We start from the raw sequence: 14,095 nt of genomic DNA, 5'->3' as shown, positions 1-14,095 counted from the left end.
GGCGTGGCGGGGGCGCTGTCATGTGCAAAGCCCTAGCCGATCTGGCCGAAGCACCAGGCCAGGATCGACTTCTGGGCGTGGATGCGGTTTTCCGCCTCGTCCCAGATCAGGCTGCGCGGCCCGTCGATCACCTCGTCCGTCACCTCTTCGCCGCGGTGGGCGGGCAGGCAGTGCAGGAAGCAGGCGTCCGGATTGGCGAGCTGCATCAGCTTCTCGTCCACCTGGTAGGGCTCGAGCGCGTCGAGGCGCTCGTCGTGGTCGGTGTCGCCCATGGACACCCAGGTGTCGGTGATCACGCAGTCCGCGCCGCGCACCGCCTCGCGCGGGTCGTCGGTGGTCATCACCTGGCCCTGCTGCTCCTGGGCGCGCGCCAGGTCCACCAGGTCCGGGTGGTAAATCGCCGGGCTCGCGATGTTCAGCCGGAAACCGAGCTTGGGCGCGGCGTGGATGAAGCTGGCGCACACATTGTTGCCGTCGCCCACCCAGGCGAGAGTCTTGCCGGCCACCGGCCCGCGATGCTCTTCGAAGGTCAGCAGGTCGGCGAGGATCTGGCAGGGGTGGCCCTTGTCGGACAGCCCGTTGATCACCGGCACCGTGGCGGCCAGCGCCAGCCGCTCCACGTCCTCGTGATCGTTGGCGCGGATCATGATCGCATCGACCATCCGCGACAGGACGCGGGCGGTGTCCTCGATCGGCTCGCCCCGGCCGAGCTGCATCTCGGCCGCGTTGGAGATGATCACGTCGCCGCCGAGCTGGCGCATGGCGGCGTCGAACGAGAAGCGCGTCCGGGTGGAGTGCTTCTCGAAGATCATGGCCAGCGTCCGGCCCTCGGCGGGCTTGTCGGCGTCGGGCCGGCCCTTCGGCCAGCCCAGGCGCGCGGCCTTGCGACGCCGGGCGTCGTCCAGGATGGCCCGCAGGTCGCGGCCCTCGAGCCGCCACAGGTCGAGGAGGTGACGCACCTGGGTCACGCCGCCGCCTTCGCCTTGGCCCGCGCCGTCTCGCAGGCGCGCTCCAGCTTCTCGATGGCTTCGGAGGCCTCCGCCTGGCTGATCACCAGGGGCGGCAGGAGCCGCACGCAGTTGTCGCCGCCGCCGGCGATGAGCAGGTGCTCGTCACGGGCGTGCTGCATGAACTCGCGGTTCGGCGTGGCGAGCTTCAGGCCGATCAGCAGGCCCTTGCCGCGGATGTCCACGACCACGTCGGGGTAGCGATCCTTCAGCCCGGCGAGCTGCTGGGTGAAGTAGCCGGCGACCTCGCGGACGTGATCCAGCAGTTCCGGCTTCACCAGCTCCTCGAAGGACGCCAGCCCGACCGCCATGGCCAGCGGATTGCCGCCGTAGGTCGAGCCGTGGGAGCCCGGGGTCATGCCCTTGGCCGCGTCGATGGTGGCCAGGCACGCGCCCACCGGGAAGCCTCCGCCCAGGGCTTTGGCCACGGCCATGATATCGGGGTCCGCCGCGCCGTCCGCCCACTGGTAGGCGAAGAGCTTTCCGGTCCGGCCGAGGCCGCATTGGATCTCGTCGTAGATGAGCAGGACGCCGGTCTCGTCGCAGAGCTGGCGGATTTCCTTAAGCTGGGTTTCGGTCCACGAGCGCGCTCCACCCTCGCCCTGCACAGGCTCCAGCAGGATGGCCGCCGTGGTCGGGCCGACCAGCGCCCTCAGGCCTTCGATGTCACCGAACCTCGCGCCGACGAAGCCCGGCGGGGTCGGGCCGAAGCCTTCGACGTAGCTCGGGTTGTTCGCAGCGAAGATGGCCGCGATGGTCCGGCCGTGGAACGAGCCGTCGAAGCCGATGATGTCGATCCGCTCCGGCTGGCCGTTGGCCCAGTGGTGCTTGCGCGCCGTCTTGATGGCGCACTCGATCGCCTCGGCGCCGGAGTTGGTGAAGAACACCACGTCGGCGAAGGTCGCGTCGGTCAGCATCCCGGCCAGCTTCTCCTGGTCGGGGATGCGGAAGATGTTGGAGGTGTGCCAGAGCTTCTCAGCCTGGTCCTTCACCGCCTGCACGAGCTTGGGGTGGCTGTGGCCGAGCGCGGTCACCGCTATGCCGGCCATGCAGTCCAGGTATTCCTCGCCCTCGGCGGTGTAGAGACGCACGCCTCGGCCTCGCTCGAACGCCAGCGGAGCGCGGGCGTAAACGCCCATGATGTGGTCGCTGGGAACGGCAGGCGTGGTGGCGTTATCGGTCACCGAGGAGGCCCTCCAAAACGGAAGCGTCCCCGGCGCGCGGCACGGGGACTGGAAGGCCTGGCCTTTTCGACCTCTAAGACGGGTGTGTCAATCTCACGGCCGTGACAGCGCCCGCGCGAGCACAAGGGCGATGGCAAGGCCGACGCCCACGTGGGCCGCCACGTCCGCCACCGAGATCAGTCCGTCCCAGCGCGGGAAGCGCTGCGGGAAGCGCAGCGGCAGGACGATCCCGTACATCACCGCGTAGAGCACCAGGCCGTAGAGCGCGCCGCCGAGCACCGGCTGGCGGACGAGCAGCGGGAGGCGGGCGGCGCCCAGGGCGTAGGCGGCGGCCATGGCGATCGCGATGGCGAAATGGGTGGCCACCCCCAGCGCCGCGGACGCCCAGCCCATGTCCCGCGCCGCGGGGCCAATCCAGCCGGAGGCGACGCCCTGCCACGGGCTGAGGACCGGGCGCTTCAGCACCAGCGCCGCGAGGCCGCAGGCGTAGACGAAATCCACCAGCCCGCCGAGCAGGCCGGCCTTCAGGATCTGCGGAATGCTCGCGAGGCGGGCGGCCGCCTCCGACGTGGCGCCGGCGACCGTCATGGACGTCCTCCTCGAAGCTCTGCCGTCAGGTTTTGATCTTGTACCCCGTGCGGAACATCCACAAGCAGGCCCAGCCCGTGGCCAGGACCAGCACGAGGGTCATGATCACGCCGGCGAGCAGCGAGCCCTCCGCCTGGCCCACGAAGCCGTAGCGGAAGCCGTCGATCAGGTAGAAGAACGGGTTGTAGTGGCTGGCCGTCCGGAACGGCTCGGGCAGGCGCTCCACGAGGTAGAAGGTCCCCGACAGGAACGTCATCGGCATGATGACGAAGTTGGTGACCGCGGCCATGTGGTCGAACTTCTCCGCCCACAGCCCCGCCATGATGCCGATGAAGCCCATGATCAGGGCGGCGCCGATCCCGAAGAAGGCGATGGCCCAGGGCTGAGCCACCGGCAGGCGCGCGAACGGCAGGATGGCGGCCAGGCTGACCGCGCCCACCACCACGCCGCGGGTGGCCGCGCCGAGGCCGAACCCCACCACGTGCTCAGCCGGCGTCAGCGGCGGGGTGAGGAAGTCGCCCATCAGGCCGTTGAACTTGGCCTGCAGCAGGCTGGACGACGAATTGGCGAAGGCGTTGGAGAGGATCTGCATCATCACCAGGCCGGGGGCCACGAAGGTTCCGTACTCCACGCCGTGCACCGGCCGGCCGCCGCCCACCGCCACCACGAACACCAGCATGTAGAGCAGCGCCGTCACCACCGGGGCGGCGAGGGTCTGCATGCCCACCTTCATGAACCGCCGGACCTCACGCAGGTACAGGGTCTTCAGCCCCTCCCAGTTCACGCCGGGATACTCCCGGGGCTGGGGCGGCAGCACGGTCTGATCGGCAGGCATGTCCTTCATGGCCGCTGATGTGCGCCCAAGCCGCGCCAGCCGCAACCCTGCGACAAAAACGCAGCCCAAACGACGCTACATCTAGTTCCTGTGGACAAGCGGCAGGGCGCCTATTGTGGCCGTTAGGCGTTTGTTTACTACTAATCGTGGTTGGTAGGCGGTGAGGCTGCTCATCGCCACAAGATGTTGATCCGGACCGCGGGGGTGCGGCCGGATCCCAGGGCTGGGAGAGCGAAATGGGTTGGACGGACGAGCGCGTCGAGCTGCTCAAGAAGCTGTGGCAGGACGGCCTTTCGGCCAGCCAGATCGCCAAGCAGCTTGGGGGCGTCACCCGCAACGCGGTGATCGGCAAGGTGCACCGCCTGGGCCTCTCCGGCCGGGCCGCGCCGTCGAAGCCCGCGCGCACCGTCTTCAAGGCCCCGCGCCCGGCCCGTCCGGTGACGGCGGCCCCGTCGGCCCCGCGCCGCATCGCCGAGCCGCCGGCGGTCGCCGCGCAGCCGGCCCCGGTGCGCTACGTGGAGGAAGCCCCCGGCACCGCCACGGTGCTGACCCTGGGCGCGCACATGTGCAAGTGGCCGATCGGCGATCCGGCGATGGACAACTTCACCTTCTGCGGTCGCCGTTCGAGCGAAGGCCCCTACTGCCACGAGCACAGCCAGGTGGCCTACCAGCCGGCGCAGACCGGCAAGAAGAAGAGCAGCGCCGCCGAGCTCGCCCGCAGCCTGCGCCGCTACATCTAGTGAGATCCGCGCCCCGCGCGCGGTTTGCGTGATCCGTTGGGGATGGGGGCGCGTTGGACGCTAAGAGCGGCCGGCGCGCCCTTTCCCGTTTTGCAGTGCGCGCACGCGCTGCATTGGGTTTCCCGTCGCGCGTCGCTACCTTCCCTCGATGACCGATCTCGCGCCTGAGTCCGAAGCCGCCGGTGGCGGCAACGCCCGGCCCTACTCCGTCTCGGAGCTGGCGTTCGCGCTCAAGCGGACCCTTGAGGACGCGTACGGGTTCGTGCGGCTGCGCGGGGAGCTGTCGAAGGTCACCCATCACTCCAACGGCCACGTCTACCTCACCATCAAGGACGAACGCGCCGCCATCGACGGCGTGGTGTGGAAGGGCCAGGTGCGGATGCTGCAGGTCCGGCCGCAGCACGGCATGGAGGTGGTGGTCACCGGCAAGATCACCGCCTATCCGCAAGGCTCCCGCTACCAGATCGTCATCGAGACCATGGAGCCGGCCGGCGTCGGGGCCCTGCTCGCCCAGCTCGAGCGGCTGAAGGCCAAGCTGCAGGGCGAGGGGCTGTTCGAGCCGGCCCGCAAGAAACCGCTGCCCTCCATGCCGGCCGTGGTGGGCGTGATCACCAGCCCCACCGGCGCGGTCATCCGCGACATCCTGCACCGCATCCGCGACCGCTGGCCCTGCCGGGTGGTGGTCTGGCCCGTGGTGGTGCAGGGCGATGCCGCCGCCGCCCAGGTGTGCGCCGCCATCCGCGGCTTCTGCGCCCTGGACCGGGCCGGCCCGATCCCGAAGCCGGACGTGCTGATCGTCGCCCGCGGCGGGGGCTCGGTGGAGGACCTCTGGCCCTTCAACGACGAGCAGCTCGCCCGCACGGTGGCGGCCTGCACCATCCCGCTGATCAGCGCCGTGGGCCACGAGACCGACACCACGCTGATCGACTTCGTGTCGGACCGGCGCGCGCCCACCCCGACCGCGGCCGCCGAGATGGCCACCCCCGTGCTCTCGGAGCTGAAGGCTCTGGTCAGCGACTTCGGCGCCCGGATGCACCGCTGCGGCGGCCGCGCGGTGGACGATCGCAGGGTGCGCGTGCAGCACGCCGACCGCGCCCTAAAGCGGGTGCCCGACCTGGTGGAGCTTGCCGCCCAGCGTTTCGGCGTCGTGTCGAGCCGGCTGGGCGCCGGCCTGGCCAAGAACGCCGCCGCCCACGAACGGGATCTGGTGCGGGTCTCCGCCCGGCTGTCGCCGCTGCTGCTGCAGCGTCCGCAGGCCGTCCAGAAGGATCGGCTGGACGCCGTGGCCGTCCGCCTGCAGCCCGCGGCCGAACGCCGGCTGGAGCGTCTCGCCGAACGGTTGACGGCGCTGGGCAAGCTGCACGCCTCTGTAGACCCCGAGCGACCGCTCGAGCGTGGCTTCGCCCGGGTCACGCGCGCCGATGGGTCCATCGTCCACCAGGGCGCGGCGCTGGCGTTCGGCGAGACGGTCGCGATCAAGTTCGGCGACAAGGTCACGCGCCAGGCGGTGATCGACGGAGCCGGCGGCGCGCCCCCCGAGCCCCCAGTCCAGCCCCCGGTCCAGCGGCCATCGCCGGCCAAGCCCGCCAAGCCCCGCCCGAAGGCGGCGGACCCCGCGCAGGGCGACCTGTTCTGAGCCGGGCCGGCGCGCTATATCCAGGCCCATGAACGCCCACGATCGCGACTTCTCGGGACAGGACCTCGCCAAGCTGCACTACGGCGACGGCGACTTCGCCGTGCTGAAGCCGGGCCGCTACGTGATCTGCGCGGTGACGGGCAAGAAGATCCCGCTCGAGCAGCTCCGCTACTGGAGCGCCCCGCTGCAGGAGGCCTACGCCGGGCCGGCCGAGGCGCTGCAGCGGTGGAAGGAAACCAACCCCTAGTTAGCCGGCGGCGGCGCCTTCGCCCGCTTGTACACCTCGTTCGGCCAACGCTTGTGGACCCAGAACCACTCGGGCGGGCGCTCGCGGATGCGCGCCTCCATCCAGGCGTTGACCACCCGCACGCCGGCCTCGATGTCGGCGTTCCGGTCCCCGGTGTCGGTGAGGAAGATCGGCTCGTGGACGATCACCCGGAACCGCGCCCGGTCGATCCGCTGGACGCTCATCGGCTGCAGCGGGATGCCGTAGCGAAGCGCGAAGGAGGACGGTCCCGGCGCGGTGTGCGCCGTCACCCCGAACAGCGGCGCGGGGACCCCGCCGTTGAACTTCTGATCGTTCATCAGCGCCACGGACTCGCCACGTGAGAGCGCGCGCAGCAGCTCGCGGGCGCCCTCGGTCCCCTTCGGCGCGAACAGCCTGACCCCGTAGCGGATGCGGCCGCGGCGGATGCGGGCGTCGACGTACGGGTTGTTGGTGGCGCGGTAGGTGATCTGGCACGGCACGCCCGAGCGGACGATCACCGCCGACATCAGCTCGAACGACGAGAAGTGGCCGGAGATGAACACCACGGGCCCACCCCCGTCGCGGATCTCCGCCAGCCGGACGGCGCCCACGACCTCCACCCGGGAGGGGTCGGCCAGGATGCGGTCGAGGATCGGGAACTCGGCGAACCAGCGGCCGAGATGGCGCCATTGCTCGGCCAGCAACGCAGCGATCTCGGCGTCGGACTTCTCGGGGAAGACGATCCGCAGGTTGGTCTCGGCCACCCGGTGCGCGCTGGTCAGCGGGCCCAGGCGGCTGAACAGCCAGGCGCCGAAATCGGACACGGCGTCGATAGGGAAGGCGCGCGCCAGCGCCTCGGCCACGTCGTAGGCGAAGGCCTCCAGCCGCCAACCGATGTCGCGCCCGAGCGAGGGCTTGTTCTCCGCCATGGCCCCCTACCTAGCGGGGGCGGGCGATCCCTCCAACCCGCGTGGCAAGCGACTTGCGGCGCTGGAGCGGGTTGTCCCGCATCGGGACGGGGACTGGGGGCCGTAGACCGTCATGAGCAGTGAGATCGATGTCCACCTCGGCCGCAGGCTGCGCCGTCGCCGGCGCCTGCTCGGCCTGACGCAGCAGCAACTGGCGGCGGTCTGCGGCGTGCGTTTCCAGCAGATCCAGAAATACGAGTGCGCCGCCAACCGCATGTCGGCCGCCCGGCTGTGGCAGCTTGCCGAGGTGCTCGAGGTGCCTGTCAGCTACTTCTACGAGGGGCTGTCCAAGGCCCAGCGCGAGCAGGTGCTGGCCAGCGAGGGCGGCGGCGAGATGTTCGCCCGCAAGGAGACCCGCGACCTTATCCAGGCCTACTACCAGCTCGGCGAGCGTCCCCGCCGCCGGCTGCTCGACCTCGCCAAGTCGCTCAACGGCGAGGCGGAAGGCTGATAAAGGGCGGGCCATGCCCGCCCTCTCCCCCGAGAAAATCGCCGAGCTGGACGCCTTCCTGCTCGAGCTGAACGCCGCCGCCGCCGCCGCCATCGCGCCCTACTTCCGCGCCGACCATGGCCTGGTGGACAAGGGCGGCGCCAAGGGCTTCGATCCGGTCACCGAGGCCGACAAGGGCGCCGAGCGCGCCATCCGCAAGCTGATCGCCGAGCGCTATCCCGAGCACGGGGTCGTGGGCGAGGAGTACGGCGAGGACCGGGCGGACGCCGAGTTCGTGTGGATCACCGATCCGGTGGACGGCACCCGCGCCTTCATCTCCGGCCTGCCGCTGTGGTGCACCCTGATCGGGCTGCGGGTCGAGGGCCGCCAGGTGCTGGGCTCGATCGCCCAGCCTTATCTCGGCGAAGTCTATGTGGGCACGCCCGGCGGCTCCCGGCTGGTCGTCCGGGGCGAGGAGCGCCCCCTGAAGGTCCGGCCGTGCCCTCGGCTGACCGACGCCATCATCTCCACCACCGACCCGGAAGCCTGTTTCGACGGCGCCGAGCTGGGCGCCTGGCGGCAGGTCCGCGCGGCCGCCAGGCTCGCCCGGCTGGGCTGCGACGCCTACGCCTACGCCATGGTGGCGGCCGGCACGATGGACTTGGTGGTGGAGGCGGGGCTCGCCCCCTGGGACGTCGCCGGCCTCGTGCCGCTGATCGAGGGCGCGGGCGGGATCGTCACCGACTGGCGCGGTCAGCCGATGCCAGAGCGCGGCGGCCAGATCGCCATCGCCGGGGACCGCGCCTGCCTCGACGAGGCCCTGGTGGCCCTGAAGCGCTCGGCCAAATAGGAAAGCCCTCCCCTGGCGGGGAGGGCCTGAACCTCTCGCACGGGCGGCAAGGGCATCGGGCGCAAGCGCCGACGAGTCCGCCTGGACCCCAATCCCTGCCCGCCCACCCTCCCGCCAAGCGGGGGGCTGCGGCTCACATGGCCGGCGCGGGCTTCTTCGCAACCGGCTTCTTCGCCGCGGCGGCGACCGGCTTCTTGGCGACCGCGGGCTTGGCGGCCGCCGCCGGCTTCGGCGCGGCCGGCTTGGCCGCGGGTTTCGCAGCCGCCTTCGGAGCCGCGACCTTCGCCGCCGGAGCCTTGGGCGCAACCGCCTTCGGGCTGGAGACCTTCGCCAGCTTAGCCGCGGGCTTCGCGGCGACCTTCGGGGCGGCGGCCTTCACGGGAGCCTTGGCGGCCGCAGGCTTGGCGGTGGGCTTCGGTGCGGTCTTCGGAGCCGCGGCCTTGGCGGCGGCCGGCTTCGCGGCGGCCTTGGCCGGAGCCTTTTTGGCCGGAGCCGCGGCCTTCGGAGCCGCAGGCTTCGGCGCTGCGGCCTTGGCGGCGGGCTTCTTGGCCGCGGGCTTGTTGGCGGCCGGAGCCTTGGCGGCGACCGGCTTCACCTCGGCCTTCGCCGGAGCCGGGGCGGCGGCGGGCTTCGGGGCCTCGGCCACGGGCGCCGGGGCGGGCTTGGGGGCCTCCGCCGGCTTCGGCGCCGCGGACGCGGCGACGGTGGGCTTCGGCGTCTCGACGGGCTTCGGCGCGGTGCGGCCGGTCAGCATGTCGAAGGCCTTCATGAAGATGTTTCGCATCTCGTCGGTCTCCATCAGGATTTCATGGTAGGCGCCGGGCGCGGCGATCAGCTTGCCCTGCGGCAGGTGTCGGGCCGCGGCCGCCTGGGCGGCGTTGTCCACCAGCTTCTCTTCCCCCGCGGACACGATCGTCACCGGCAAGGTGACCTCGCGCAGCCGCTCGGGCCGGGCGAGGAAGGCGGTGGCGCGGAAGGCGAAGTCCAGCCAGCCCCAGGTCGGCGCGCCGAGCGCCAGGTCGGGGTGGGCGGCCACGAGGGCGCAGTTGCGCTCGAAGCGCGCGCGGTCGTGGGTCAGGATGTTGGTCTCGAAGTCGTCCTCGGGCAGCGCCCGCTTGGGGTCCCGGGCGTAGCGGGCGGCGCGGCCCAGCAGCAAATTCATCCGCGTCGCCATCCGCGCCGCGCGCTGGGACGTGGGCGCGGTGCGGATGCCCAGCATCGGAGCCGACAGGAGCGCCCCGGCGAAGCGCCTCTCCCCGTGCGCCAGGGCCAGCAGCGTCAGGCAACCGCCCATGGAGTGGCCGACCGCCAGCCAGGGCTTGGGCAGACGGTCCGCGAAGGCGGCGAGCAGCGCCTGGTAATCGTCGAGGAAGGCCTTGTAGCCGTTGGCGTGCCCCTTCAGCCGGTCGCCGAGGGAGCGGTGCGAGAGCCCCTGGCCGCGCCAGTCGTGGACCAGCACCACGAAGCCCCGCTCCAGGAAGTCGGAGACCGTCTCGAAATATTTCTCGATCGGCTCGGTCCGGCCGCCGGAGAGCACCACCGAGCCGCGCGGCTTACCCTCGGGACGGAACAGCGCGGCGCGCAGCCGGGCGCCGCCGTGGCCGCTGAACCACTCCGCCGTCCCGCCGCGCGGGATGGGGTTGCCGGGGATCTCGAACAGAGGCGCGGACTCGGCCATGACGCTGCCTTACCCGGCGTTGGAAAACAGAGATTGAATCTGCGGCAGGAGCTTCATGGCGAGGCCCATGTCCGACAGCTTGAGCCGGCCGGTCATCACCGCCCGCATCGGGTCGAGCTCGCGCCTGCCCAGCGCCTCCAGATCCTTGCGCGCGACGGTGACCGTGAGGTCCGCCGGGCGGTCCTCGTTGGTGACCTCGGCGCCGGCGATGTGGATGTAGCCTTCGCCCTTCAGGTCGAGCTTGATGGTCTTGTCGAGGCCAGCCGACGTCGCCGCCGCGTGGCGGATCCGGTCCGTGATTTCCTCGATCGTCGCCATAGCCCCCCGGCCTCCCGACTCACCGTCGAGCTTCGCTTCGCAGGCGAGGGAAGTAAACCGTCAGGGTTGCGTTCAGACAGGCTTCGCGAACCGCAGCGTCATTCGGTCGCTCTCGCCGATCGCGTCGTAGCGGGAATGGTCGAAGTCCGGGTCGTTCGGCTGGCCACGCGGGCTGGAGCGGCGCACCGGCGGCAGGGTCCAGACGCCGAAGGGATGGTCCTTGGTGTCCTTGGGGTTGGCGTTGATCTCGCTCGCCTCCGCGAGCTGGAAGCCGGCCTCCTGGGCGAGCTGGACCACATAGGCCTGCTGGACGTAGCCCTCCGCCGCCATCACGTCCTGGACGCCGCCGGCGTTGGCGCGGTGCTCTTCCACCCCGAGCAGTCCTCCGGGTTTGAGCGCCGCGAAGGCGTCGCGGAACGCCTTCTCCGCCACGCCGGCCGCCATCCAGTTGTGCAGGTTGCGCAGAAACAGCACGAGGTCCGCGGAGCCGACGGGCGCCACCGGGCCGCTGGTGGGGCCAAAGGCGGTGATCTCGACCTGGCCGTAGAGCTTGGGATTGTCGGTCAGCCGGCGGCGGTAGGCCTCGACCACCGCGACGCTGGCGGGGTCGGCCGGATCGGGCTGTAGGTTGGCAGCGTAGAGCTTGCCTCCGGTGGCGGCCAGGAACGGCGCCAGGATGTCGGTGTACCAGCCGGCGCCCGGCCAGAACTCCACCACCGTCTGTCCGGGCTTGAGGCCCCAGAAGGTCAGGCTCTCCACGGGATGGCGCCAGGCGTCCCGCGCCCGGTCGGCCGGCAGCCGCCAGTCGCCGGCCACCGCCTGCTGCAGGGTCATGCCGCTCGCCGGGCCCTTTTTCGCAGGGGCCTGCGCCTGTTCGGCGGGCTTGCCGCCGCAAGCGCTCAGCGCGGCGGCGCCCAGCAGAATGGAGCGACGGGAAAGGGTGGAGATGGGGCGCGCCAAACCGACCTCGTCACGCCCCCCGGCAACTGACATCGCCGTGGTGGTAGACCGCTCCGCCTTTACCGTCAAAGGCCGAGCGTCACGCCGGCTTCACGAAACGGAGCGTCATGCGGTCGCTCTCGCCGATGGCGTCGTACTTCGTGCGGTCGAAGTTCGGATCCGCGGCCTGGCCCGGGGCGGCCGAGCGGCGCACCGGCGGCAGGGTCCAGACCCCGAAGGGATGATCCTTGGTGTCCTTGGGATTGGCGTTCACCTCGGACTGGGCGGCGAGCTTGAAGCCCGCCTTCTCGGCCGCGGCCACCACGGTCTTCATCGCCACATAGCCGTCGGTGACTCCGGGCGTCTCCGGGCGCGGGTCGGCCCGGTGCTCCTCGACAGCCAGCACGCCGCCCGGCTTCAGGACGTCGTAGGCGTCCTTCATCACCTTATCGAGCATGCCCTGCTGGTACATGAAGTTGTGGATGTTGCGGGCGGTGATGACCATGTCGGCCGAGGCGGGCGCGCCGAGCGGCTTTGCCTGAGGGCCGAAGTTCACCACCTTCACCGGGCCCCACTTCGCGGCGTCGGCGTACTTGGCCTCGAAGGCGGCGCGGCCGCGGCGAGCGCCTTCCGACGTCGCCGGGTTTTCGAGGTCCGCGCCCGTCGTCACGTAGGCGCCGCCGGTCGCCTTGGCGTAGGGCGCCAGGATCTCGGTCCAGTAACCGGAGCCGGGGGACAGTTCGATGACCGTCTGGCCGGGCTTCAGGCCCCAGAAGGCCAGGGTCTCGGTCGGGTGGCGCCACTTGTCGCGAGCCTTGTGTTCCTCGGCGCGGGCTGGGTTGGCCACAGCCTTCTGCAACTGGGCGTCGGCGGCCTGGCTGGGCGCGGCGGCGGCGATCGCGACCGCGAGGGCGGGCGCGGCGATGAGGGCGCGGAGCATGGCGTTCTCTTCCCGATGAACCTGGTTATGGCCGGCAAGACTTAGCGGCCACGGCGGCGCTGGCAAGCGCTCGATTTCGGCGCGCGGGCCCCTCTTGAACCCGCAAACGGCGCCCCTACCTAGACTGACGGAAGGCGCTGGATGTCCGGGCCTTCCGGGACGCCGCGCGAGGCCTTCGGGGTCGCCGACAGTCCCACAGACGCAACCTTGCTTTGAAAGAAGGATGTGACCGCATGCGTACGATCGACTTCTCCCCCCTCTACCGCTCCGTCGTGGGCTTCGACCGCCTGGCCGACCTGCTGGATCAGGCCACGACCGAAACCGCGACCGGCTATCCGCCGTACAACATCGAGCGGACCGACGAGAACGCCTACCGCATCGAGATCGCGGTGGCGGGCTTCCGTCCCGAAGAACTCAACGTCGAGGTGAAGGAGAACCTCCTCACCGTCCAGGGCCGCAAGGCCGCCAACGACGACACCCGCCGCTTCCTGCATCGCGGCCTGGCCGAGCGCAATTTCGAGCGCCGGTTCCAGCTGGCGGACTACGTCGTGGTCACGGACGCCAGCCTCGACAACGGCCTTCTGTCCATCTCGCTGAAGCGTGAGCTTCCCGAAGCGCTGAAGCCGCGTCGGATCGAGATCGGCGCCGGCCGGTCGCAACTGATCGAAGGCGAAAAGGCCGCCTAAGGCCTCGCCTCTCAGCTCCCGAACGAAGGGCGGTCCCCAGGGGCCGCCCTTTTTCGTGTCAGTCGAGCAGCGCCTGCAGCGCTGGCGTCACCTCCTCGACGAAGCCCTTGCCGGATCGCCGGACGATCAGCGCCGCCACCTCGTGCCGCTCGGCGAAGGTCATGGCGTCGGCGCCCAGCACCATCAGGGCGGTGCACAGGGCGTCGGCCTGCATGCATTCGCGGTGGATCACCGTGACGGCGGCGAGCGCCGCGTCCACCGGCGCGCGCGTGCGGGGGTCGAGGGTGTGGCTGTAGCGCCGGCCATCGGCTTCGAAGCCGCGTCGCCAGTCGCCCGAGGTGGCCACCGAGAGGCCGTGGGCGGCCACCCGCAGCGGCTCCAGCGCGGAGCCCGGCGGCGGCTCGACGTCCACCCACCAGGGCTCGCCCGAGCCCTTCACGCCCTCCCCCCTCAGCTCGCCGCCGATCTCGAGCAGGTGGTCGCGCAGCCCGAGCCCGGATAGCGCCGCCGAGGCCCTGTCTACGCCGAAGCCCTTGGCGATGCCGGAGAGGTCGAGCCGCAGGCCGCCGGGCTGGTAGAGGCGCCCGCCCGCCACATCCACCTGCAGGCCGCGCCAACCCGCGCAGGCGGCGGTGAGCGCGGCGCGTTCGGGCGCTTCCGCGACCGGCCCGGCCGGGCCGAAACCCCAGAGCTCAGTCAAGGCTCCGATTGTCGGATCGAAGGCGCCCTCCGACAGGGTGGCCAGGAAGACGCCCGCCTGCACCACGTCGACCAGGTCGGCCGGCGCCCGGACCCAGCTTCCGGCCGGGGCGCGGTTGAAGCGGGATAGGTCGCTCTCCGGCTCCCAGTCGCTCATCTGGGCCACCACGCCGTCCACGGCGCTCTGGACGGCGGCGCGGATCTCGGCGTCCGACGCGCCGTCCGGCGCCAGCACCCGCACCGTCCAGCTCACGCCCATGGTCGGGCCGGACAGGCGGACCTCGCGGCCGCCCCGCGGACGGGCGGCCGCGGACGCGATGGAGTTCGGGACGGCGATGCGCATGCCGGAC

At 71.3% G+C, this 14,095-nt stretch carries 16 protein-coding genes; 6 read left to right on the top strand and 10 right to left on the bottom strand.

Annotated elements, in window-relative coordinates; all coding sequences use genetic code 11:
- Positions 1-32 precede the first annotated feature (32 nt).
- The 4 genes from argF to ACE3Q8_RS13085 form a co-directional block, all read right to left on the bottom strand.
- Complete coding sequence (gene argF, locus ACE3Q8_RS13100) at positions 33-968, bottom strand: ornithine carbamoyltransferase (RefSeq protein WP_374470715.1); 936 nt, start codon at positions 966-968, stop codon at positions 33-35.
- On the bottom strand, positions 965-2,146 hold the full coding sequence (locus ACE3Q8_RS13095) for an aspartate aminotransferase family protein (protein ID WP_374470746.1): 1,182 nt from the start codon (positions 2,144-2,146) through the stop codon (positions 965-967). The genes argF and ACE3Q8_RS13095 overlap by 4 nt, the downstream gene beginning before the upstream one ends.
- A gap of 138 nt (positions 2,147-2,284) precedes the next feature.
- Entirely contained in the window at positions 2,285-2,779 is a 495-nt protein-coding gene (locus ACE3Q8_RS13090; protein WP_374470714.1) for a hypothetical protein, read from the bottom strand.
- A 25-nt stretch (positions 2,780-2,804) separates the two neighbouring features.
- Entirely contained in the window at positions 2,805-3,623 is an 819-nt protein-coding gene (locus ACE3Q8_RS13085; RefSeq protein ID WP_374470713.1) for an ABC transporter permease, read from the bottom strand.
- Positions 3,624-3,850: 227 nt separating this feature from the next.
- Here ACE3Q8_RS13085 and ACE3Q8_RS13080 point away from each other — a divergent pair, with 227 nt between their 5' ends.
- From ACE3Q8_RS13080 to ACE3Q8_RS13070, 3 genes are all read left to right on the top strand, one after another.
- Positions 3,851-4,354: a GcrA family cell cycle regulator gene (locus ACE3Q8_RS13080; RefSeq protein ID WP_374470712.1), complete on the top strand. Its 504-nt coding sequence runs from the start codon at positions 3,851-3,853 to the stop codon at positions 4,352-4,354.
- 148 nt (positions 4,355-4,502) lie between these two features.
- Positions 4,503-5,990 (top strand): exodeoxyribonuclease VII large subunit, encoded by a 1,488-nt coding sequence (xseA, locus tag ACE3Q8_RS13075; RefSeq protein ID WP_374470711.1) that lies wholly within the window; start codon positions 4,503-4,505, stop codon positions 5,988-5,990.
- Positions 5,991-6,018: 28 nt separating this feature from the next.
- On the top strand, positions 6,019-6,237 hold the full coding sequence (locus ACE3Q8_RS13070; RefSeq protein ID WP_374470710.1) for a DUF2093 domain-containing protein: 219 nt from the start codon (positions 6,019-6,021) through the stop codon (positions 6,235-6,237).
- Here ACE3Q8_RS13070 and ACE3Q8_RS13065 read toward each other — a convergent pair.
- Entirely contained in the window at positions 6,234-7,166 is a 933-nt protein-coding gene (locus tag ACE3Q8_RS13065) for a lysophospholipid acyltransferase family protein (protein ID WP_374470709.1), read from the bottom strand. The genes ACE3Q8_RS13070 and ACE3Q8_RS13065 overlap by 4 nt on opposite strands.
- Before the next feature lie 112 nt (positions 7,167-7,278).
- On the opposite strand from ACE3Q8_RS13065, the gene ACE3Q8_RS13060 reads away from it, so the two are divergent.
- Complete coding sequence (locus ACE3Q8_RS13060) at positions 7,279-7,656, top strand: helix-turn-helix domain-containing protein (protein ID WP_374470708.1); 378 nt, start codon at positions 7,279-7,281, stop codon at positions 7,654-7,656.
- 13 nt (positions 7,657-7,669) lie between these two features.
- Positions 7,670-8,485: a histidinol-phosphatase gene (hisN, locus tag ACE3Q8_RS13055; protein WP_374470707.1), complete on the top strand. Its 816-nt coding sequence runs from the start codon at positions 7,670-7,672 to the stop codon at positions 8,483-8,485.
- A 133-nt stretch (positions 8,486-8,618) separates the two neighbouring features.
- Here the strand turns inward: hisN and ACE3Q8_RS13050 are convergent, their stop codons facing one another.
- From ACE3Q8_RS13050 to ACE3Q8_RS13035, 4 genes are all read right to left on the bottom strand, one after another.
- On the bottom strand, positions 8,619-10,163 hold the full coding sequence (locus tag ACE3Q8_RS13050) for an alpha/beta fold hydrolase (RefSeq protein ID WP_374470706.1): 1,545 nt from the start codon (positions 10,161-10,163) through the stop codon (positions 8,619-8,621).
- A gap of 9 nt (positions 10,164-10,172) precedes the next feature.
- Positions 10,173-10,481, bottom strand: a complete 309-nt coding sequence (locus tag ACE3Q8_RS13045; RefSeq protein ID WP_374470705.1) for an SCP2 sterol-binding domain-containing protein — start codon at positions 10,479-10,481, stop codon at positions 10,173-10,175.
- 72 nt (positions 10,482-10,553) lie between these two features.
- Complete coding sequence (locus ACE3Q8_RS13040; protein ID WP_374470704.1) at positions 10,554-11,441, bottom strand: class I SAM-dependent methyltransferase; 888 nt, start codon at positions 11,439-11,441, stop codon at positions 10,554-10,556.
- Positions 11,442-11,520: 79 nt separating this feature from the next.
- On the bottom strand, positions 11,521-12,360 hold the full coding sequence (locus ACE3Q8_RS13035) for a class I SAM-dependent methyltransferase (protein ID WP_374470703.1): 840 nt from the start codon (positions 12,358-12,360) through the stop codon (positions 11,521-11,523).
- Positions 12,361-12,593: 233 nt separating this feature from the next.
- On the opposite strand from ACE3Q8_RS13035, the gene ACE3Q8_RS13030 reads away from it, so the two are divergent.
- Positions 12,594-13,046, top strand: a complete 453-nt coding sequence (locus ACE3Q8_RS13030; protein WP_374470702.1) for an Hsp20 family protein — start codon at positions 12,594-12,596, stop codon at positions 13,044-13,046.
- Between the two features lie 58 nt (positions 13,047-13,104).
- Here the strand turns inward: ACE3Q8_RS13030 and ACE3Q8_RS13025 are convergent, their stop codons facing one another.
- Positions 13,105-14,088: an FAD:protein FMN transferase gene (locus tag ACE3Q8_RS13025; protein ID WP_374470701.1), complete on the bottom strand. Its 984-nt coding sequence runs from the start codon at positions 14,086-14,088 to the stop codon at positions 13,105-13,107.
- Between the last annotated feature and the right edge of the window lie 7 nt (positions 14,089-14,095).

This window comes from Phenylobacterium sp. (assembly GCF_041913825.1).
GTDB lineage: Bacteria > Pseudomonadota > Alphaproteobacteria > Caulobacterales > Caulobacteraceae > Phenylobacterium.
The sequence above is the reverse complement of the archived record's forward strand: the minus strand, read 5'-3'. Positions and strand labels throughout refer to the sequence as shown.

Excerpts from the sequence above, each read along its gene's own strand:
- ACE3Q8_RS13080 (WP_374470712.1), top strand. The coding sequence starts at position 3,851 with ATGGGTTGGACGGACGAGCGCGTCGAGCTGCTCAAGAAGCTGTGGCAG.
- ACE3Q8_RS13090 (WP_374470714.1), bottom strand. The coding sequence starts at position 2,779 with ATGACGGTCGCCGGCGCCACGTCGGAGGCGGCCGCCCGCCTCGCGAGC.
- ACE3Q8_RS13030 (WP_374470702.1), top strand. The coding sequence starts at position 12,594 with ATGCGTACGATCGACTTCTCCCCCCTCTACCGCTCCGTCGTGGGCTTC.
- ACE3Q8_RS13045 (WP_374470705.1), bottom strand. The coding sequence starts at position 10,481 with ATGGCGACGATCGAGGAAATCACGGACCGGATCCGCCACGCGGCGGCG.
- ACE3Q8_RS13095 (WP_374470746.1), bottom strand. The coding sequence starts at position 2,146 with ATGGGCGTTTACGCCCGCGCTCCGCTGGCGTTCGAGCGAGGCCGAGGC.
- ACE3Q8_RS13070 (WP_374470710.1), top strand. The coding sequence starts at position 6,019 with ATGAACGCCCACGATCGCGACTTCTCGGGACAGGACCTCGCCAAGCTG.
- ACE3Q8_RS13060 (WP_374470708.1), top strand. The coding sequence starts at position 7,279 with ATGAGCAGTGAGATCGATGTCCACCTCGGCCGCAGGCTGCGCCGTCGC.
- ACE3Q8_RS13050 (WP_374470706.1), bottom strand. The coding sequence starts at position 10,163 with ATGGCCGAGTCCGCGCCTCTGTTCGAGATCCCCGGCAACCCCATCCCG.
- ACE3Q8_RS13035 (WP_374470703.1), bottom strand. The coding sequence starts at position 12,360 with ATGCTCCGCGCCCTCATCGCCGCGCCCGCCCTCGCGGTCGCGATCGCC.
- ACE3Q8_RS13085 (WP_374470713.1), bottom strand. The coding sequence starts at position 3,623 with ATGAAGGACATGCCTGCCGATCAGACCGTGCTGCCGCCCCAGCCCCGG.
- ACE3Q8_RS13025 (WP_374470701.1), bottom strand. The coding sequence starts at position 14,088 with ATGCGCATCGCCGTCCCGAACTCCATCGCGTCCGCGGCCGCCCGTCCG.
- hisN (WP_374470707.1), top strand. The coding sequence starts at position 7,670 with ATGCCCGCCCTCTCCCCCGAGAAAATCGCCGAGCTGGACGCCTTCCTG.
- ACE3Q8_RS13065 (WP_374470709.1), bottom strand. The coding sequence starts at position 7,166 with ATGGCGGAGAACAAGCCCTCGCTCGGGCGCGACATCGGTTGGCGGCTG.
- xseA (WP_374470711.1), top strand. The coding sequence starts at position 4,503 with ATGACCGATCTCGCGCCTGAGTCCGAAGCCGCCGGTGGCGGCAACGCC.